This window comes from Candidatus Mycoplasma haematominutum 'Birmingham 1', from assembly GCF_000319365.1.
In the GTDB taxonomy this organism is placed as follows: domain Bacteria; phylum Bacillota_I; class Bacilli_A; order Mycoplasmatales; family Mycoplasmoidaceae; genus Eperythrozoon_A; species Eperythrozoon_A haematominutum.
The window spans coordinates 1-20323 of sequence record NC_021007.1; the positions used below are offsets into that span (position 1 = coordinate 1).

18 protein-coding genes and 7 tRNA genes are annotated in these 20323 nt (G+C 30.5%); 18 read left to right on the top strand and 7 right to left on the bottom strand.

Annotated elements, in window-relative coordinates:
• From MHM_RS02945 to MHM_RS00015, 3 genes are all read left to right on the top strand, one after another.
• Positions 1-854 (top strand): hypothetical protein (locus tag MHM_RS02945; RefSeq protein WP_043902070.1); only part of this gene is annotated, 854 nt, incomplete at its 5' end.
• Between the two features lies 1 nt (position 855).
• Complete coding sequence (gene hrcA, locus MHM_RS00010) at positions 856-1941, top strand: heat-inducible transcriptional repressor HrcA (protein ID WP_015511385.1); 1086 nt, start codon at positions 856-858, stop codon at positions 1939-1941.
• A gap of 19 nt (positions 1942-1960) precedes the next feature.
• Positions 1961-3178 (top strand): ATP-binding cassette domain-containing protein, encoded by a 1218-nt coding sequence (locus MHM_RS00015; protein ID WP_015511386.1) that lies wholly within the window; start codon positions 1961-1963, stop codon positions 3176-3178.
• Here MHM_RS00015 and MHM_RS03100 read toward each other — a convergent pair whose 3' ends face one another.
• Together MHM_RS03100 and MHM_RS00030 are read right to left on the bottom strand one after the other, a co-directional pair.
• Positions 3179-3586, bottom strand: coding sequence for an L-threonylcarbamoyladenylate synthase (locus tag MHM_RS03100; RefSeq protein WP_483771093.1), 408 nt, complete (start codon positions 3584-3586; stop codon positions 3179-3181).
• Positions 3587-4071: 485 nt separating this feature from the next.
• Positions 4072-4145: transfer RNA gene (locus MHM_RS00030), tRNA-Gly, on the bottom strand.
• A 394-nt stretch (positions 4146-4539) separates the two neighbouring features.
• On the opposite strand from MHM_RS00030, the gene nusG reads away from it, so the two are divergent.
• The 13 genes from nusG (at position 4540) to MHM_RS00100 (ending at position 16927) form a co-directional block, all read left to right on the top strand.
• Complete coding sequence (nusG, locus tag MHM_RS00040) at positions 4540-5457, top strand: transcription termination/antitermination protein NusG (RefSeq protein WP_015511390.1); 918 nt, start codon at positions 4540-4542, stop codon at positions 5455-5457.
• A gap of 25 nt (positions 5458-5482) precedes the next feature.
• Positions 5483-6028, top strand: coding sequence for a PTS sugar transporter subunit IIA (locus MHM_RS00045; protein WP_015511391.1), 546 nt, complete (start codon positions 5483-5485; stop codon positions 6026-6028).
• 85 nt (positions 6029-6113) lie between these two features.
• The gene (locus MHM_RS00050; protein ID WP_245529175.1) at positions 6114-7448 is read left to right on the top strand and encodes an aminoacyl--tRNA ligase-related protein; all 1335 of its coding nucleotides are present in this window, start codon (positions 6114-6116) and stop codon (positions 7446-7448) included.
• 12 nt (positions 7449-7460) lie between these two features.
• Positions 7461-8759: a glucose-6-phosphate isomerase gene (locus tag MHM_RS00055; RefSeq protein WP_015511393.1), complete on the top strand. Its 1299-nt coding sequence runs from the start codon at positions 7461-7463 to the stop codon at positions 8757-8759.
• A gap of 126 nt (positions 8760-8885) precedes the next feature.
• Positions 8886-10352, top strand: coding sequence for a phospholipase D-like domain-containing protein (locus MHM_RS00060; protein ID WP_245529176.1), 1467 nt, complete (start codon positions 8886-8888; stop codon positions 10350-10352).
• Positions 10353-10360: 8 nt separating this feature from the next.
• Positions 10361-11365, top strand: a complete 1005-nt coding sequence (locus MHM_RS00065) for a ribose-phosphate diphosphokinase (RefSeq protein WP_015511395.1) — start codon at positions 10361-10363, stop codon at positions 11363-11365.
• Positions 11366-11386: 21 nt separating this feature from the next.
• Complete coding sequence (gene tyrS, locus MHM_RS00070) at positions 11387-12604, top strand: tyrosine--tRNA ligase (RefSeq protein ID WP_043902072.1); 1218 nt, start codon at positions 11387-11389, stop codon at positions 12602-12604.
• A gap of 5 nt (positions 12605-12609) precedes the next feature.
• Positions 12610-13992 (top strand): hypothetical protein, encoded by a 1383-nt coding sequence (locus tag MHM_RS00075; protein WP_015511397.1) that lies wholly within the window; start codon positions 12610-12612, stop codon positions 13990-13992.
• Positions 13993-14033: 41 nt separating this feature from the next.
• Positions 14034-14111, top strand: a tRNA-Arg gene (locus tag MHM_RS00080).
• 33 nt (positions 14112-14144) lie between these two features.
• A complete protein-coding gene (locus MHM_RS00085; RefSeq protein WP_015511398.1) occupies positions 14145-14549 on the top strand; it encodes a 30S ribosomal protein S6 in 405 nt (134 codons plus the stop codon).
• 16 nt (positions 14550-14565) lie between these two features.
• Positions 14566-15075, top strand: coding sequence for a single-stranded DNA-binding protein (locus tag MHM_RS00090; protein ID WP_015511399.1), 510 nt, complete (start codon positions 14566-14568; stop codon positions 15073-15075).
• Entirely contained in the window at positions 15076-15438 is a 363-nt protein-coding gene (rpsR, locus tag MHM_RS00095; RefSeq protein ID WP_015511400.1) for a 30S ribosomal protein S18, read from the top strand.
• 46 nt (positions 15439-15484) lie between these two features.
• Positions 15485-16927 carry a DnaB helicase C-terminal domain-containing protein gene (locus tag MHM_RS00100; RefSeq protein WP_015511401.1) on the top strand — a complete coding sequence of 481 codons (1443 nt, stop codon included), beginning with the start codon at positions 15485-15487 and terminating at the stop codon, positions 16925-16927.
• A gap of 50 nt (positions 16928-16977) precedes the next feature.
• Here the strand turns inward: MHM_RS00100 and MHM_RS00105 are convergent.
• The 5 genes from MHM_RS00105 to MHM_RS00125 form a co-directional block, all read right to left on the bottom strand.
• A tRNA-Leu gene (locus MHM_RS00105) sits at positions 16978-17065 on the bottom strand.
• Between the two features lie 15 nt (positions 17066-17080).
• Positions 17081-17155: transfer RNA gene (locus tag MHM_RS00110), tRNA-Thr, on the bottom strand.
• A gap of 2 nt (positions 17156-17157) precedes the next feature.
• Positions 17158-17232 (bottom strand) — tRNA-Val (locus MHM_RS00115).
• Positions 17233-17236: 4 nt separating this feature from the next.
• Positions 17237-17312: transfer RNA gene (locus MHM_RS00120), tRNA-Glu, on the bottom strand.
• 9 nt (positions 17313-17321) lie between these two features.
• Positions 17322-17396 (bottom strand) — tRNA-Asn (locus tag MHM_RS00125).
• Positions 17397-17540: 144 nt separating this feature from the next.
• On the opposite strand from MHM_RS00125, the gene MHM_RS00130 reads away from it, so the two are divergent.
• Together MHM_RS00130 and MHM_RS00135 are read left to right on the top strand one after the other, a co-directional pair.
• Positions 17541-18704 carry a DUF2179 domain-containing protein gene (locus MHM_RS00130; protein WP_015511402.1) on the top strand — a complete coding sequence of 388 codons (1164 nt, stop codon included), beginning with the start codon at positions 17541-17543 and terminating at the stop codon, positions 18702-18704.
• 7 nt (positions 18705-18711) lie between these two features.
• Positions 18712-20184: an aldehyde dehydrogenase family protein gene (locus MHM_RS00135; protein ID WP_015511403.1), complete on the top strand. Its 1473-nt coding sequence runs from the start codon at positions 18712-18714 to the stop codon at positions 20182-20184.
• The last annotated feature ends 139 nt before the right edge of the window (positions 20185-20323 follow it).

Consider the following 20323-nt stretch of genomic DNA (forward strand, 5'->3'; position numbering starts at 1 on the left):
AAAGGGAAAAAAACTTTAAATTATTTGCTCAAATTTTCATAATTGTTTCTTCTATAATAATAGCAATTTCGGTAGCTCCAAAAGTAAGAAATCTTTTTTGAGAATACGTTTTAAGATTTTTTGTTTCTTTTAGAATTTTTGAATACTTTAGTTTTTTCTTTAATGAGGTATTATTTTGAAAAATGGAAAAAGCCAAAGCTTTTGAAGAATTTAAAAACACATTTCAAAATTACAGAAGATATGTTTATGGTCTTTTATTTATTTTTACTTTAGAAAATTTCCGAATTATAACAAGATATTTTTACACAAGAAATAGATGGGATAGATTTTCTTTATCTTATGGTCTTTATGAAAATAAAACTTTTCTGAGAATTAAGAAAGAATTACTATCAACTCTTGGAAATGTTTTAAGTTTTGGAGTATCTCTAGTGGTATTTTTTGTAATAGTTGGTTTTGCCGTTTTTAAGACTTTAAGTAAAAAATTCACATTTGAAAATAATTTCATTTTTGAAGGTATGATTTTTGCATTTTTCTTTTGGATTGCATTTGTTATATTTTTTTCTCTAAACCTTTATCAAAGAATGCATAATTATTACAGAAATTATTTAAAAAATAACGTTATTGATCAGAAGAAAGATGCTTGAGTATGTTTCAAAACTATGACTTGACATTATCTTCTAAATATTTTTATGTTTGTTGCAATAGCTTTAAATATCCCAATTGATTTATTTGTAGTATTTGCAATTCTTAAATTCATTCCCTGACAATTAATCTTTAATCACTTCACAAGAGATTGAGAAAATAATACAGAAAAACAATATTTCAATTTAAAAGGTTTTCTTAGTTTCAGTTAAAATGGTGATTCCTTCAAAATCAAATATTTCTCTTGAGATTCTCTCGCAGAAAAAAAACTATGTATTGAATGAAAGACAAAAAGAAATCTTGAAGATGATTATTGAATTGTATATAAGTGAAAAAGGTGCAATTAGCAGCTTAAGTGTTAAATCAAAAAAGTTTTATAGATGATCTTCAGCAACTATCAGAAATGAAATGCTTTTCCTCGAAAATAAGGGATTACTTAAAAAGGAACATCATTCTTCAGGTAGAATACCTACAAAGGAAGGATACAGAATTTATATAGATGATTTAATGGGAAATTTAAAAAGTGTCAATTCTGAAATTAAGTCAAAATTGGTTAGATTATTTTCAGATAGAAATGAATCAATAGATGTTACATTAGATAAAAGCGCAGAAATAATTTCTAATTTTTTAAATTTGCCTATAGTAGTTTCTGGAGTCAATAACTTAAATAATGAAATTCTGAAAAAATTAGATTTAGTTGAAATATCAGATGATGAGTTTATAATACTGGCAGTTTCCTCATCGGGAGAAGTTTATAAAGACAAGATAGTTATAGAAGAATTTAAGGAAAGAGAAGATTTAAGTATTTGTGTAAAACTTTTAAATGAAAATCTTTTAGGATGTCCTCTCTCAGATATTTATGAAGCCATAATCAAAATGCTCCCAAAAATTAGGAGTAGTGTACATAAATATGAATTTGTTTATGAAAAGATAATTACAAAGATTTGTTCAGGAGTAGTTAATAAACAAAATTCACTTTATAGGATTTATAACAAGAATTCAATAATTTCACAACCAGAAGTAAAAAACAATCAAATAAGTCTTGAAAAAATATTCAACGTTTTAGAGAATTACTCTACTTTTTCTCAATTGAATTCAAATTACTTCAAAACAGGCAAAACATTGATAAACTTAGAAAGTGAAGTCGAGGGTATTTCCGTAGCTACAACAGTTTTAAATTCAAAAGAAAAGGTTAGGAGTCTTTCTATTATAGGACCTTTGAGGATGAATTATCCTTTAATTAGGAGTCTTTTTGAATTTATAAATGAGAAGCTAGTTGATCAAAAAAATATTGAATAAAGCTAAAACTTAAGGATTTATGAGTGTAGAAGAAATGGAAAAAAGAGGTAAGGTGAAGTTGGATGATCTTCTGCAATTAAAACAGGAACATAAGGAAATTGCAGATCAAAGTAAAAAATTAAGCGAGTATCTGAATCAAAATGTTTTTAGTGTTTTCGAAAATGATAAAGCAGACTCTGAAGCTAAATTAGAACAATTATTTAAGGTTGAAGAAAGTTCATTTAATTTCTTTAAGAAATTATCAAAAAGCGGAGTACTTGATCTTAATTTTCCAGCAATTGAGATTAATAATTTGACTAAGTTTTATGGAAATAAAAACATTCCCTCTCTAGTTAATGTTTCTTTCAAAGTTTATTTTGGAGATTTTCACCTTATAGTAGGACCTTTTGGGTCAGGAAAAACCACTTTGTTTAATTGTTTATCTGCTAGAGAAGAATTTGAGGGAGAAATTTTATTTAATTCTTTAAATTATCGGGGAGATATTGCAAAAATTTCTAAAGTTTGTGGATTTGTAAGCCATGACCACGAATTTGACCAATTTAGTTCACTTGAAGATACCGTAAATACAAGATTGCAAATTTTAGGAATTGAAGAATCTTGTATTAAGAGTTATTTGGGATTAAAGTTAAAAACTTTAGGGCTAGAAGATAAGAGAAAAACTTTGATAATAGATTTACCTCTGTTAGATATCATTAAAGTTCAAATTTTGATTGCTTTAGCTTATGATTGTCCTATTTTAGTTTTAGATCAGCCTTTCTTAGGACTTCAATATACTGAAAAAATAGAACTATTAGACATTCTTGTTAAGTTGAAAACCCAAGATAGGGCAGTAATTGTTTTTTCTAATGAGTTGGCAGAGTTACCAGCTTACTCCAATTCTTGTACTTTACTTTCCGAGGGTAAAGTTTATTACTCAGGAGATATAGATAACCTTTTACTGGAAAGTAAAAATAAGTTTGCGATTTCCACTTCAGATAATGAAGAGTGTTTAAAGATATTGGAAAAATATAGTGAAAAATATTCGATAAATGTACTAAAAAATTTAGTATTTTGCACATTTGATGGTAGATTAAATTTTTTATTATTTCAACGGGAATGTGCAGAGAAAAACATAATTCTATTGGAAATTAGAAAAATTAGCTTGGAATTAGAAGATATTTATTCTACTATTTCTAAAGTAGGAAGTAAAGAAGCAAAAATAGATATTAATAGAAAGAGATACTTTTCTACTAGCTAATTAGCTAAAAATTCTTCAGTGGGGGATTTCCCCCTCCCTGAGTATTCTTTTATTGTCGTAGTCATAAACAGTAGAAGGAATTCCTGAAGACTTGCATGCAGATCGCACCATTAAAAATTTTCCCAAATGATCTATAAATGTTAGGCATGCCTCTCCAATGTTTCCTATTGGTTTTTGATTGGAAATATTTGCACTTGAAGAATAAACAGGACCTATTTTTTTAACTACTCCTAAAATTAATTCATTTTTAGGCATGCGATACGAGATTCCTTTATAAATTACAGTTAAGGGTCCTGGTCAAAATTTTTTAAGCAGGAGTTTTAATTCAGCTGGTACAGGTCCTGGAATTTGTTCAATACCAGAAACAAATTTGATGAGTTTTTTTTTCTGATCTTTGCTTCATCTGATAAATTAACTTCGGATTGAGCGATATTATTCCAATAGTTGTATCTGTTTCAAGTATTACAGCTTTTCCGTTGGCAAGAGCTTGACAAACAGAATAAGGATTACTTATTTGTGCCAAAAGTTCGGCTATTTTTATTTGTATTTTTCTTATTGTCTTGTTTTTACAAATGAATTTAATAAGTCAAGTTAGAAAATTTCTAAAAAAATTGAACTGAAAACATCGAAAATAGTAAGGTTTGTTTGTAAGTGTCAAAATATGCTAAACTTTGCAAAAAACGATAGTTAAGGGGTCTAACACTGAGAATATTAAACGAAAATTAGACTATTTTTTCAGTTTTTAGAATATTTAAAAATATATTAAGAATTTAAACCCAATTTAATTAAAAAGAGTAGAAAAAATTTAAGAAAATAAAGAATACTGCCAAGAAGGCAGTATTCTTATAAACTTTTCTAGTTTCTAAAAACTAGATTTTTTTAAAAGTTAATTTTGGAGCAGAATATGAGAATCAAACTCACGACTCAACCTTGGCAAGGTTGTATTTTATCACTAAACTAATTCTGCAGATTTAATCCTTCGAGGATCCAGAAAAGATCCTAAAATTAGTCCTTTTATAAATATAAACAAAAATGGAACAAGAGGAAAATCGATCTATTGAGCTTTCGGAAAAAGTCAATAAAGATGAATATTCTTGATTTAAGATGCATTACAGATATTTCAAACATAAATCTCTTATATTTATCGAAGAATTTATTAAAAATTTCCATAGAATACGTTGATGTGATCGAAAAAGAGTAGTAAGAGAAACAAGTTTTGTAATAGTAATTTCTCTAATACTGGTAGTATTCTTCTATTTTGTTTTCTTATTAATGGGGGTTCTTACTTCTTAAAAACGTTTAAATAAATACTTAATTTAAATTACAATAAAGTAAGAATTGTTGTTTTAAATACTTAAATTATGTCAATCTTAAATACTTTAAGAAAAGGTAAAAAACAGTGGTTAGAAAATGATGATTTTGACAGAGATATGTTAGATCGAGTTGCAGCAGACTCTCCAGAATCTCAGTTTAAGTGGTTCTCTGCAAGAGTTTATATTTCTAATGAATTGAGAGTTATTGATAGTTTATGGGATAAGGTTCGACAGTGTAAGCTAGAGGATTCTATTAAGGAAATTATTTCTATAAGAGAAACTGTGATTGAGGAGAGTCACGAAATCTTTTCAGAGTCTTCAGAATTACCTAAAAAAGAATTTAGAAATAGTAAAAATGGAGTATGAGTTCAGCTTAAAAATGGAAATTTTAAAAAAATTAATTTAAAAGTTAAAAGGCCTTTTCCATGTTTTATATTTTTTAGAATGGTGGAAGACTATGAGATTTTTTCTCTAATACATAGTTGAGCATTAGGAATAGGTTTTCTAGGTTTTCCAAAGCCAAATTTGATTTCTGATCAAGAAATATCAAATATGAGAAATACGGTAAAAACAGAAGTGCCTGATATTAACAAATATATCAAGGTAAAGGATTATCAAATAATTAGTGGACCTGTTTCTAAGTTTGTTACTCCCAAGAGCCAAGATTTTAGTACCGAAATTGAGGAGGAGGGAGATAAGTTGTTGGAAGGAAAAGACCTTCAATATAGTAAAGATGGTCTTGCTAGAGATCCAATTATTGATACAGGAATTGTCGAAGAGTCTGAGCGCAGGTCAGTTTCTCTACAAACATTAAAGGTCAATGATTTTGTTTATCTTGTAGAAATGGGTACAAGGGGAGTTGTAAGAGAAATAGATGCTAAAAATCAAATAGTTACTGTTCATATAAATTTGTTCGGAAGAAATCAAATAGTTAAGTGCGATTTAAATCAGCTAAAAGAGTTTTAAAATCTAATGAGGTAGTATTTTACAGATGAGTTCAGTTTTTAATAAATTTAAAAGTTTTTTGGGGGTGGACAAAGAAGCTCCAGAAGTTTTTGAGTCAATCAAAATTTATGCCCCCTTTAGTGGAGTTGTAGTAGATCAGAAAAAGATACCAGATGAAGGTTTTTCTGAAGGTTATATGGGAGTTGGAATTGGATTGAAGCCCCTTGAAGATGGATTGGTAATTGTACCCCTGTCAGGAACTTTGGAGGTTTTGTTTAAAACCCAACACGCTTATGTTATAAGAGAGGATAAAACTCAAGTTGCGGTAATGTTGCACTTAGGAATAAATACAGTAAATATACCCTTGGAGAAAAAAGCTTTTGAAACAACTTTAACTCAAGGTCAAAAAGTGCAAGAAAAAGAAACACTTTGCAATATGAATTTAGAGATAATTAGAAAAGAAGCTACAAGTGATGTATCTGCCCTTTTAGTTCAAAATGAAAATATGGAAAATAAAAGTGTTGAAATTCATAAAAAAGATGGTGAAAAAGTGGAAAGAGGAGATTTAATTATGAGTGTTATAAAAACATAGGAGTATTGCTTTTAATGATTTGAAGAGAGATTTCGCAAATTATGAGACTCTTCTACTAGAAGGAAGGCTAGTTAGTCCTGGACTAGTGTCCGGGACTTTTTTTCTACACCCGAGGGGGTGTTATATATGGGAGTCGATTCAATCTTTCTTAAATAAAGAATTCCAAAAATTAGGAGTTCAAAATGTATTATTTCCTAGTCTAATTCCATGATCTAAATTCTTAGAAGAGCAAAAATTACACAATTCTCTTAATCTTGATGAAATTATTAGATTACATTCTGAAAAGGAAAATGTATCTAGCGCTCAAGCTTTAAGGCCTACTAGCGAAATATTATTCTCTCACTATTTCAGTGAGAGAATAAGGGAAAAAAGTGAGAAACTTCCAATTTTATTAAATCAATGATCTTCTGTTTATAGAGAAGAGAAGAACACTAAGTTACTTTTTAGAAGTAAAGAATTTTATTGACAAGAATTACATTCTATTCACGAGGATCATCAAGAAGCTAGAGAATATCTTTTAAAAATTCATTCAATTTATGAAAAATTAATTAAAGAAATACTTTGTATTTATCCCATTATAGGAGAAAAAACCCATTTAGAGAGATTTCCTGGAGCTCAGGAAACTTTAAGTCATGAATGTATTCTCCCTGATGGACAGGTACTTCAAATGACTACTTCTCACCTATTAGGAAGTTTTTTTATTCAATTGATGAGTATTAAAAATTTGTCGGATAAGGGAATTGAAAAACCTTTAATTCAATTATCAGCCGGCTGTTCTACAAGATTGATTGGAGCAGTGGTGGAAATGCATAAAGATGAATTGGGACTTATTTTACCTTGAGATTTATCTAGAGAGCAAATAGCTATTCTTTTTCTGAATGAATGCTCCTTGGAAGATATAGAGGAAGTGTCCAATTATCTGAAAAAAAAACTAGATAGTTATAGATTGTATTGGGATAAATCAACCGCTTCTTTTGGGAAAAAAATAAATAAAGCTGAAAAACTAGGAATCCCCCTTATATTTGTAATAGGTACAGAAGAATTAAAAAACAAACATATTGTGATTAAGTCGAGATTGTCTAAAGAGAAACAAAAAGTGTTATTAGAAGATATAGATTTAGAAGTTATAAAGCAAAAAGAACTTTATAAGAAAGAATTGTTACAAAGAAGTAAAAATTTTTCTGATAATTTAATTGAAAAATCTAATAATTGAGATGACTTAGTTAACTTAATTGCTTCAGGTAAAGTGGTAATTGCCCCTTGAAAGGATTCTAGGGAAAATGAGTTAAATTTCAGGGAAAAAAAATATAACTTTTCAATACGTTGTATACGAGAGAAATCAAAAGATTCTATAAATGTGAATTGCATATTCAGTAAGCAACCCGCCAATTGTTTGGCTTATTTTGGTAGAAGTTACTAGGGGTTTAGAGAGATGTTAATAAGACTAGATTTAAGATTTATTCCTTCAATAGGGTCGGATGTTATGAAAAAGAAATATTTTCCTAAATTGAAAGAGATTCATGAGCAAATGCAATATGGAAGTGCTAAAGGAATAGAAATGACGGGATGGATGCCCTGAGTTTTCAGAGATCATTCAGAAATTTTTCAAAAATCAGAAAAAATTCGGGAGGATTGAATTAGAAATAAAGTTCAAACAGTGGTAATTATAGGAACAGGAGGATCTTATTTAGGAAGTAAGGCATGTTTGGAATTTGTTGAAGGTAGATTTCCCAAATCCCCCATGGAATTTATATTTTTACCTTATGTAGCAGATAGATGTGTTGAGTCGACAATTGAGCATCTTAAGAATCAAAAATTTGCAATAGTTGTTATTTCTAAGTCTGGAGGAACTTTAGAAAGTGCGGTTACATTTAGAATACTTAGAAATTTGTTATTTGAAAAAGAAGGTGAGGAACACTCCCAATATGTTATTTCAATAACTACGAAAGGGGAAGGATTGCTTTACAAATTATCAGTAGAGCACCAGTATCATATATTTGAAATAGAAAAAAATATTGGAGGACGATATTCTACTTTGACTCCAGTAGGATTAGTACCAGCAATATTAAGAGGAATTTCTGGAGAAGAGTTGATTAGAGGTGCTAGAGATTGTCACGAAGACTATTATCATTTGGATTATGACAAAAATTTGCCTTTTCAATACGCCGCTTATAGACATTTCTTTTTTAATGATTTGAATTTAAATGTTGAATGTTTAATTTCATATGATCCTCATTTAAATGGAATACTGCATAAAATGAAGCAATTATTTTCCGAATCGGAAGGAAAGTCAGATAAGGGATTAATTCCAGTAATCCTAGATTTTACTCCCGATTTACATTCAATAGGTCAATTACTTCAAGAAGGTAAAAGGGTATTTTTTGAAACTATTTTGTGGGTTAATGATGATCCTAGGGTGAAAATTATGGATAGCAAATTTGGCAATGACGACGGAATTGATTGATTGAGAAATGCTTCACTTAGTGAGATAAATTATGCAGCATTTATGGGAACAGTAAAAGCACACAATGAGTTGAGAGGAGTAAATGTAATTATTTTGTATCTACCTAATTGAACTGCCTATACTTTTGGTTATCTTTATTTCTTTCTTTGCCTAACTGCAATGTTTTCAGCTTATTTATTAGAGCAAAATCCATTTGATCAACCAGGAGTTGAAGCATATAAGTCTAGAATGATTTCTATGCTCAAAAGTAGGGGAGACTCGAAATAAGTAATTCGAGAATTAGATAGTGCCAATTCTCTCAGGCGTTTTCGAAGATTAGGATCTCTTCTAGCTCTCTGTTTTTTTAGTCTTTTAATAGCTGGGATCCCCCTTGAGGGGGGATCCCGAACAGGATTGCTATCTACAGCATTTGTTGGTAATTATCTATTAACCATTTATGTTGTATTGAGACTGTATAGTAACTTCAAGAGAAGTCACGCATTAATTAATTTTTATTGTTGCGCCTTTTTAGTTTTGCCTTTTATATTTCCAATACTATATTTTGGAATATTTATGGACAAAATCAGCAATGAGTTACAGAAAAAATACAGGGAAATCGTAAAAAAATTTAAAAATTATGAAGATCAAATTTTTCATGAAACTTTTAACAGTAAAAAAAATGAAATAACTCTTCAAAGTGACGATGTCAGCGGAGTCATTCAATATAACAAAAATTATTTAAATAGACCTCTAAGTATTAATAATTCTTTAAAAATAATTGAAAAGCCTAAAGACCACCTTAATTGCATTGCCAATTTAATTAAACGTGCTAAAAAATTTATACATATTGAGTACTATATTTTCTCTGAAGGATATGTATTTAATTATTTAGTTAAACTTTTAGCCAAAAAAATTCAGGAAGGGGTGGAAGTGAGAATAATTATTGACGGTTGAGGCAATTTTTTAAAAATATCCTCGCATATGAAAACAAGATTAAATACTTTAGGAATTAACTATAAAATCTTTAATCCTTTATTGACAAGGAAGGGAGAGTTATGGTGAAATTTTAGAAATCACAACAAGATAATTATTGTTGATAGTGAATTTGCGTTTTTTGGCAGCTGCAATATTTCTGATGAATATTTCAATATTACAGATAAATTTTTCCCCACAGTTGAAATGTCTATGTTTCTAGAGGGAGAGATCGTTAGTTCATTTAATTTGTTATTTTCCTTCATGTGAAACATGATAAGAGATAGAGACAAAAGGACTACAGATCCCCTTTTGCATTTAGGTTACTATTTTCCAAAGGAAACCAAAAAAAACGGAAACTTACCCATTCAATTAGTCCATTCTTCACCCCTCCTGGAAGGACAACCCATTAAAAGTAATTTAGTTCAATTAATTTACTCTTCCAAAAAAATAATAAGAATATCTACACCTTACTTCTATCCTCCTCAAGATGTTTTAAATGCTTTAAAAACTGTCAGTCAATCAGGAGTGAAGGTACAAATAATTTTGCCTAAAGAGGCAGATTTAAAAGATAAAGTATTAAGAGTTCATAGAAAAGTATTAACTAATTTTTTGACAGAAAATATAGAGATATATGAATTTTTTGGTTTTAATCATGAAAAATTAACAATTTTTGATGATGATATTGTCTATTTTGGAACATATAATTGGGATTACAGATCTTTTTATCTCAACTTTGAAAGTGCTCTATTAATTAAAAGTAAACAAGTAGGTTTAAAAAGTATTGAAATATTTTTATCTAGATTGGAGCAAAGTCATAGATTGGATCCCTCAGAATTTTCTTATTCTAATAAGATCATTCCTAATATTTTTATAGGAATTTCTAGATGGTGTAGAATACTTTCTTAATTTATACAATGATTGAGAATAGAAATGATTGTTTGTTTTTTGCTATAAATATTTCTGATTTATTAAAGAAAGAATTGTCAGAAAAATTTAACTTTCCTTTTTCAGAGATGAAATTAATTAATTTTCCAGATGGAGAGATATTTGCTCAACCAAAATTATCAGTTAGGGGAAAAAAGGTGTTTATCTTTCATAGCTTGTCGTCACCTGTGAATGAAAATTTCATGAAATTATTGATAATTATTGATGCATGCAAAAGATCTTCAGCAAGGGAAATTAATTTGATAATTCCATATTTAGCTTATTCAAGGCAAGATAGAAAAACTGAAGAAAGAGCTGCCATTACCTCTAAATTAGTATCTGATCTGATTAGTAATTCTGGAGCCAGCAGGATTACCACTCTAGATTTACACTCAGATCAGATAGAGGGTTTTTTTAGGATTCCAATAGATCATCTTTATTCAATACATTTATTTGCTGAGTATTTTTTGAATAATTACAGAGACAAGATTGAGGATTTTGTGATAGTTTCTCCAGATTTCGGCGCCGCTAAAAAAGCCAGAACACTTTCTAATTTACTTTCCATTCCTATAGTAATTATGGAGAAAATTAGAAGTAAAGAAGGGGATATTCAAGAGCAGCATGTTTATGGTCAGGTAAACTTCAAAAATTGTTTAATTTTTGACGACATTATTGGAACAGGAGGGACTGTTATTAAAGCTGCTAGAAGACTTAAGGAATTAGGAGCAAAATCAGTGATTATCGGAGCTACTCATGGTTTATTTTCAGGGAAGGCAGAAACAATTTTTAGAGAGGCTTATGTTGAAAAAATATTTGAAAAAATTGTAGTAACAGATTGTGTTCCACTAGTACAAAATGTTTCTTTTGTAGAAGTTATAAGTATTTCTAAATTACTCGCTCAAGTAGTAAATATTTATGTTAAAGGAGTAGGTTCTATCTCGGAAATTTATTCTAATTGAACTAGTGAATTAAATCAAAAATTGAGTTTAATTTAGAAATTTTTTATTTCTACAAATTTAGACAAGGGAGATTTTTTTAAAGAACTTAAAAATAGAAATTTAATATACGATAGCACCCCGGAAGGGGAGCTCCGGAAGATATTAAATGCAAATGGAGGAATTTATATAGGATTTGATTTAACCGCTCCCTCTTTACATTGAGGACACTTTTTGTTGTTGCAAATACTAAATAGAGCTTCAGAATATCAGATTAAAACTGTAATAATTCTTGGAGATTTTACCACTCAAATAGGAGATGCCTCTTTAAGAAAGGAGGATCGAAATAGATTGGATATTTCTGAACAAAATAAAAATTTACAGTTAATAAAAGTTCAATTATCTAAGTTTTCTCCAAACTCAAAAATATTATTAAATTCAACTTTTTATAACAATTTTTCTATTTCTTTTTTATCTGAAACTTTAAATTTTTTTAAGCTATCTCAATTGCTATCTAAAGATTTTTTAAAGTGCAGATTAAAAAATCAAACATTAACTTTGAAAGATATTTTTTATCCAGTTTTACAATCCTATGATTTTTATCAACTTTTTTTAAAAGAAGGAATACAAATTCAAATGGGAGGACAAGATCAGTGAGGAAATATTACTACCGGTATGGAATTCATTAGGAAAAATAAAAATTTGGCCCTTACTGGAGGCTTTACAGTACCTTTACTTACCGACTCTAAGGGACAAAAGTTTGGAAAAAGTGGAAAAAATACACTTTTTCTCTGTGAAAATTTAACACCTCCATATAAATGTTTTCAATATTTTTGAAATCTTTCAGATGAAAAAATAAAAGAATTATCGTGTTTTATTTTTGATAATTCTGCTAAATTGGATAAATGTGACTCTCCTAAAACTTTAAAGGAACGAGTGATAAAATACTTTTTTTCCCAAATTTACTCTAGCTTAAGATTTTCCAAAATTCAAAAAATTTCCCAACTTTTGTTTTCCAATAGCAACTTGAATTCCGATCAATTACAGTTAATTGGAGAGGAAATACCTTTTTATTCTGCATCAGAATTTCCAAATCTTTCAGAGATATTAATTAAATTGGGACTTTCATTTTCTCATAGTGAATCCAAAAGGTTAGTGGAGCATGAAAAATGCATTTATTGTTTTGATTATCAGTGTAAAAATCATAAGGAAAAATTAGATAAAAATATTGGTAAAGATTCTTATTTTTTGATTCAGAAAGGTGAAAAAGAATTTGGATTATTTAAGTTAATCAATTAGTATAAATGATTCTTTTAGACAAAATAATTCAAAAAATATTGGCTTCAAAAATAAAACACAATTTTTTAGCAAAAATGATTGGCGAGAAAGAGATGGAATTAATATTTTCTGAGCTGAAATATGAATTTGTTCAGTCGGATGTGAATTTTGAAGTAGCTACAAAATTTTTTCAAGATATTAGAAATGAAATCAAGTCAGAAAACAAAATTTTTATGGGCAAGGAGGAAGTGCAGTTGGAAATTTATCAGAAAATTAAAGACAAACTTATTGAATCTCTTGGAGTTCAAGCTCAACCACTGAAACTGAAATCAAATGGTCGAACAAAACTACTATTAGTAGGAGTAAATGGGGTAGGAAAAACTACTACTCTCGGAAAATTGTCATATTATCTGCAAAATAAAAAGGGAATAAAAACAATAGAAGCTGTAAGTTTGGATTCAAATAGAGCGGCGGCTTTTCCCCAGTTGCAACAATTAGTGGCTCCATTAAAAATTTCTAGTTATTTTGTACCTCTAATAGAAGGAGAGGGAGGATTGCTATCATTTGAGGAAAGTTACAAAAATAAAAATATTGAGGTTACATTGTATGACAGTGGAGGAATTTTACCTAAAGATGAAGAAAGTCTAAGACATTTACGCAAAATATGAGAAATAATTAAACCCACAGAAACAATTATGGTGTTAGATGCCCTAGCAGGACAAGAAGCTTTAGAAATGGTACGTTTATTTCATGATAGCATCACATTAGATAGCCTAATTGTGACTAAATCAGACTCTATGTCTCCACTAGGGGCCGCCCTTTCGGCACACTATTTCTTTGGCTTACCAATCAAGTTTTTAGGGGAAGGGGAGCATCTTACAGATTTAGTTATTTTCCATCCGGATAGAATTGTCTCTCGACTTTTGGGGGAAGGGGATGTAGAAGGTTTGGCAGAGAAAATAAAAGAAAGTGCAGTTGCCACCAATTTATGTAGTGTAGAAAATTCTATTTTTAAGTTTTTGAAGGGTCAATTTGATTTGGAAGATCTAATAGTTCAAATGAGAGAAATTAAAAAAGTGGGCTCTTTCGGGAATTTGGCTAAATTTTTTCCCAATTTAGGAATTTTCTCCCAAACACTGATAAATAAATCAGATGAATTAGAAGAGGAATTTAGGAAGTGGGAGATTTTAATTCAATCTATGACTTCAGCAGAAAGAAGGAATCCCAAGTTATTTAAAAAGGAAAGCAGCCGTAGATCTAGGGTAATTAAAGGATCAGGAAGGAAACCTGAGGAATTAAATAGATTACTTTCAAGGTGGGAAATTACTAAAAAAAAGGCTGAGGAGATTGGCCATAAAGTATTACAGGGAGGAGGAGATTGAATGCAAATTTTTAATCACTTAAAATAGGATTTTTCAGGACAATATATAATAACTTAAAGAAGGAGAATGTAGCAATAGCTCAATTGGGATAGAGCACAAACCTTCTAAGTTTGCGGCTGTAGGTTCGAGTCCTTCTTGCTACGCCATTATTAATCAGTAAGTTGCCTAAATATGAAATAATGTTTTTACTAGATGCTGATTGCAGCGAAATAGAATCAGCAAGAGAAATTAAACCTCTTTTAGATTTGTTTGAGGGAGAGCAAGATTATAAAATGAACGTTTCTTGGTCTGACGAATTAGCTTATCCCATAAAACACAAAAGACAGGCACATAGGTATTTGTTGAATTTCACTCTTTTCGATATAGAGAAGATAGCTGAATTTAGAAAATTATCTTCTTTAAATCCCAAAATTTTGAGACACTTAATCATTAATGTAGAAAAGAGTTATGGTTACAGAAGAAGTATTAATCCTAAGAGAATGGCAATAGCAGAAAAGAAGTTTCAAAAATATCAAGAATTTAGAAGAAGGCGGCAGAGAACTAGCGAAAGAATGCAATTTAAACCTCCTGTGAATCCTCTTTAGGGAGAGGTTTTTTTAAATGCTTCCCAGAGGATATTTAATAGGTAATTTTACCGCGGATCCAGTACCCGGAATAACTAATAATTCGTTAGATTTTTCTAGATTTTCTGTAGCTTGCAATGAAAATTACACTAGGGCTAATCAGGCAGCGAAAACCCATTATTATCAGTGCATTGCATGAGGCAAAAGAGCTCAATATATTTCTACTTATCTCAAAAAAGGAGATAGTGTATTTATAGAATTTACCCTTTTGACTAATAATTACACAAATATAGAGGGAAGGGTTATCAAAAGAGTAGATCTCCAGGTGGAGAAGATAGAAATGCTGTATCAAAGACTTAACAAAACTTTTTCTTCCGGAATAGTCTCTAATGAGACAAATGTAGAGGAGAAGGAATTGTTAAGGAATCAGGAAATATTGCTGGACAATACTCACCCCTCTTCGGATAAGACGGAAACTAAAGAAGAAGAAATTGATGTAGATTTATCAGAAATTTATAACATTGCAGCAAATAGCGAAAAAGAATAGATGGAATTTTCTAGTGAAGAGTTAAAAGAATCAGGAGACAGCACTCATAGTAACGAAGGAGAAAATTTAGCCCAATCTACCCCTACAGAGACTAAAGGGGAATCTCCTCTTCCCGCAAGGTCTTCTAGGGGTAATTTCGAAAGAAAGAGGAAAAATCGTTATAAAAAGAATTGTTGACTTTGTCGACAGGGAAAGTTATTAATTGACTATAAAGAAGCAGAATTATTGAAAAACTATCTCCGAAGATATAACAAAATACTTATTCATAAAGTTTCAGGAAATTGCCTTAAACATCAACATCAATTAGCACAAGCTATTAAAAGAGCTCGATTTATAGCTCTTTTACCTTTCGTTCCGGAATAAAAAAATAACATAGATATCTTGTAATTTAAAGGGGAATTCCTCCTGCATGAAGGAGGAATATCCTCCCGAAAGTCAAGAGCGTGTTGTTTCTGATATTTTGTGAGCAGAAAAAGCAGTTCTCGCCTCATATATATATAACTATCCCGAAGTCATTAATTTTTCAGAAATTGAAGCTATTTCTCCCGCTTTTTTTCAAAATCAGTACGCCAGAGAAATTTTTAAAACCCTTTCTACTCTAGAAGTTCAAGATGGAAAATTTGACAGAGTTTTAATTTATGAAGCATTAAAGCAAAATCCCAATGTTGATTCCCAATTTTTAGAAGATTGTGATAAATTCTTAGAAAATTTACCAAGAGGTACTCATTACTATAATTTCAGAAAATATCTTGAGATTTTGAGAAATAATTGAATTAAAAAGGAGTTAAATAATCTTTCTAGAGAAATTTTGCAGACTCGTTGAAATTTAGAAAATATGAATGATTTAATTGCTAAATGAGAACGTTCTTTTCTCGATATAACTCTTAAAGATAGAAAGTTGAATTATTTAAGTGCTGGAGAAGTAGTTAAGTCTTATAACGAATTAGTGGAATTAAATCAGAAAGAAAAGAATAATTATTTTTTAAAAACAGGATTTCATCCTTTAGATTTAAAAATTAAGGGTTTTAAACCTGGCCAGTTTTTAGTTATTGCTTCTAGACCAGGAATAGGTAAAACAACATTTGCATTAAATTTGGTAAATAATAATTTATCTAAAATAACTCCCCCTTTTCAATCCGAAAAAGAACATGCCATTGGTATTTTTTCGCTAGAAATGGTTAAGGAAATAATCATGGAAAAGTTGCTAGCCATAGACTCTAAAACCGAATTGTTTACATTACAACGGGAAATGGAGGGAAAAAGAATAGAACAGCAAGATAGAGAGGTGATTGAATCTTCTAAGAGAAAAATTGCTCAGGCCAAATTACTGTTCTGCGATGACGCCAATATAACCTTAGGGAAGATTATTGCAACTATTAAATTGTGGAGTCGAAAGTATCTACTTAAGTTGGTCATTATTGATTATTTACAGCTAATTAATTTACCCTTAGAGAGGGAATTTAATAATATAAATGCAAATCAAAAAATTAGCTTAATTTCCAGACAGTTAAAAGTTTTATCTATTGATTTGAATATTTGTATTTTGTCTCTTTCTCAATTAAATAGAAAATTAGAGGAACGAAAGGGAGCTGATAAAGTTCCAATGCTTTCAGATTTAAGAGATTCCGGTTCTATCGAACAAGATGCAGACATTGTTATTTTTTTGTATCCTACTAAAAGCAAAAAAATAAAACCAGAAGAATTAGTCGAATCGGTTAATGAATCAGAATTTGAAAAGGAAGATGATTCGCATGAAATTTCACTAAAAATTGGTAAGAATAGATACGGTCCTACTGGAGTTATTCGATTTAATCACAATCGAGAATATGGAAAATTTTCACTGAGTAGATAGAAAAAAGAGGGGGATATCCCCCCTCTCTTTAATTATTTATTATTGCAATTTGGTGCGTTTAGAGGGAATCGAACCCACACATCTTTTTAAGATACTAGCTCCTAAGGCTAGCGCGTCTGCCAGTTCCGCCATAAACGCTTAGTCGTGCAAATCTGGTGCCGAATACAGGATTCTAACCCGTCTCAATCGATTACAAGTCGATCGCTTTTACTACTAAGCTAATCCGGCATTGGTGGAATGTGAGGGATTTGAACCCCCGACCTACTGCTTGTAAGGCAGTTGCTCTCCCACTGAGCTAACATTCCTTAATGGCGATCTGTATGGGATTCAAACCCATGCATGCATGCGTGAAAGGCATGTGTGTTAATCACTTCACCAACAGACCTTATTTTATTGGCGGCCACAGCAGGGATCGAACCTGCGACCAAACGGTTAACAGCCGTTTGCTCTACCACTGAGCTATATGGCCAACTCCAAAAATATTAAAAAAATTTAACTAAAAACTCACGGAAAAAATTAACTTCTATAGAGTAAATTTAGTCCGTTTAGAGACTAAATCAGTCTTAGATTGATTGTAAATTTTGAATTCTTTAGTAACTTATAGGAGCTATTTGTGTCGACTCTTAGTTCTTCATGTTATCACCCAGATCATCCCCAAACTAGAGATACCAGAAATTTAACACTTAAAAGTACTGGAGGGGTTTCCTTCCAGTATTTTTGAGCTCTAAAAGATAAAAGAGCTAAGTTATCACTAATACTACTTCTTTCAGTTCTTTCAGGATGTCTTAATTTTTTCTTTGTTGAGAGAGCTGGAATTTATAATCCAGGAATTTTTTCTGTTTGACAATCTCTCGCTCGATTACTAAAGAGTAGATTAGATGAAACTAGCGGAAGAGTAGTTTATCTTGTATTTTTTTGGGGGATTAATTCAATCATGAATATAGTATTAGCTCTTTTAACTTATAAAGGTATTGGGATAGAGATGACTAAACTTAGCATTTGCTTCATAGTTGGTTCCGCAACAACCGGATTAATTCTTTCTAATTTACCCACTAATTGAAATTTACAACAGTTTTATTTATTTTCTAATCCCTTTTCCTCAACAACAAACAACAACGGTTCTATAAATTTCTTAACCTGAGATACTACTGAAAATGGAAAAAACAATACCTCTGGAGACGCGAAAGGAATCATTATCTTATTTATGTATGCAGTAGTTTTTTCTATTTTAAACTCATTAATTGCCTCTTTACTGTACGCCTTAGAGGCTTGTAGTGGAGGAGTAGATTGAATTATCTTCTATCTATTTAAAACCAAATCTTATTTTGCAAATAAATTGATGTTTCATGTAGGATTATCTCTTTCAGCTTTTTCATATATTGTTGGAAGCTATTTACCCTGGGCCCTAGGAAATGGCAGTAATAAAAAATTAGTTACAAATTTTTTCTCTCCTTTATTTTTCGCTTTACTAAGTTCTCTGTTTGTGCGGAAAATTGTATTTAAGATTTTTTATCCTAGATTTGAATATGTTAGTGTAAAAATTTTTACGGGCAAATTATGAGAAATTAGAGCAGCCTTAATTGAAGAGAAATTTAGACACAGTTTTACAATAGTTCCATCTTACGGAAGTTATTTATTGAGAGCTCAGTATCAATTGGAATTTGTTTGTCTTTTAATAGAATTACAGGAATTAGTTCGAATTATTAGAAAAATTGACAAAGATTGTTTTATTTGTTCTCTTCCAGTGAGGTCTCTTAATGCAAAGATAAGCATCTAATACTCGAATGTTTAAGGCTAGCGCCTTTATTCATGGAGAGCCGGTGGATTCCTCAAATTTACCAATTAAAGAACTTTATTCAGCTGCGAATAGAGAATTAATAGGTACTATCCCACTATTGGATAATCATCATCAAAAGAAACTTTTTGATTCCTCGATAGAAGGATATAAAAAATGAAGTCAAGTTAGTTCTGAAGTGAGAGAAAAATTTTTATTTCTCTTTGCTTCAAAATTGAAAGAACATCAGAGATGATTAACTCAATTAATTCAATTGGAGAGCGGAAAGTCTGAAGGAGAGGCAGAAAGTGAAATATTGCGAAGCATTGAATATATTACTGAGAGCATTCACGTTTATAACGAATTGATTAAAACACCCAGAGAATACAGTTCAGAAAAATATCCCCTGATACCTGATGATTTACAAGCCGTTTATGTAAGAGCTCCACTAGGAGTAGTTTTGTCTATTACTCCATTCAATTATCCCCTAAATACCTTGATAACTAAAATAACCCCAGCCATATTAATGGGAAATTCAGTAATTCAAAAGTCTTCAATGAACGGAGCATTAACAGGATGATTGGTATGCAAAATCTTCAATGAACTTAGTCTAGAGGGATTCATGATTACTCCTGGAGTACTCAACTACTATACAGGCTCAGGATGAGAATTACAGAAATATATTGAAAACTATAAACCGGAGATTTCAGCACTTTCATTTACAGGAAGCAATAGAGCAGGGATTGCCATTTCGAGTGCACTGCCTGGAATTCCACAATCTCTAGAATTGAGCGCTCTTAATGTAGCTTTGATTTTGAAAGATGCAAACGTCGATAATGCAATACCAGAAATTTTGAAAGGAGCATTTAGTTTAAGTGGACAACGATGCACTTCACTTCAATTAGTGTGCGTTCCTCAAACCCTTTTAAATATTTTTGAGGAAAAAATAATAACAGAGTTGCACAAATTTAGTGTTTCCAAAACCCCTATTGTTGACTCAAATACTATTTTTCAAATTAAAGAAGCTTATGAAGAAGCGATTAGTAAAGGAGCTAAATTACTTACAGCACCGATAAACTGAAATAACATAAAGCAACCTTTGCTAGATAATGTAGTTTTTTCCAGAGTATCTTTTGAGATGAAATTAGCTCGAGAAGAATTATTTGGACCGATTTTAGGGATAGTTTCGTATATTAATTTGGAGGAAACCGTTGAAAAAATTAATGAAATTGGATTTGGATTGCAGTCTTCTGTTTTTTCTGAGAATTTTGATAAAGCGGTGGAGATTTCATCCAAAATCGATGTAGGTCGAATAAATATAAATATGGCTCCAGCACGATCTCCCGACTATCTTCCATTTCCCGCCTCTAGAAAATCAGGGAATAGCGAACAGGGAATTGTTAATGCTCTGTATTTTTTTTCAAAATTTAGGGGGATTGTATATAAAAACCCATCTCCAAATACATCAATATCGAGAAGATAACAAGTTTAATAGAAAATTTTTTCTATTAAACTCTAAAATTTAAAAAAGTGGTTTTTTACTTACTAAAAGTTAGAAAAACTTACTCTAAATTTGTTCACTTAAAGATTTTGCGATAATATTTCAATAGCTATTTAATTAC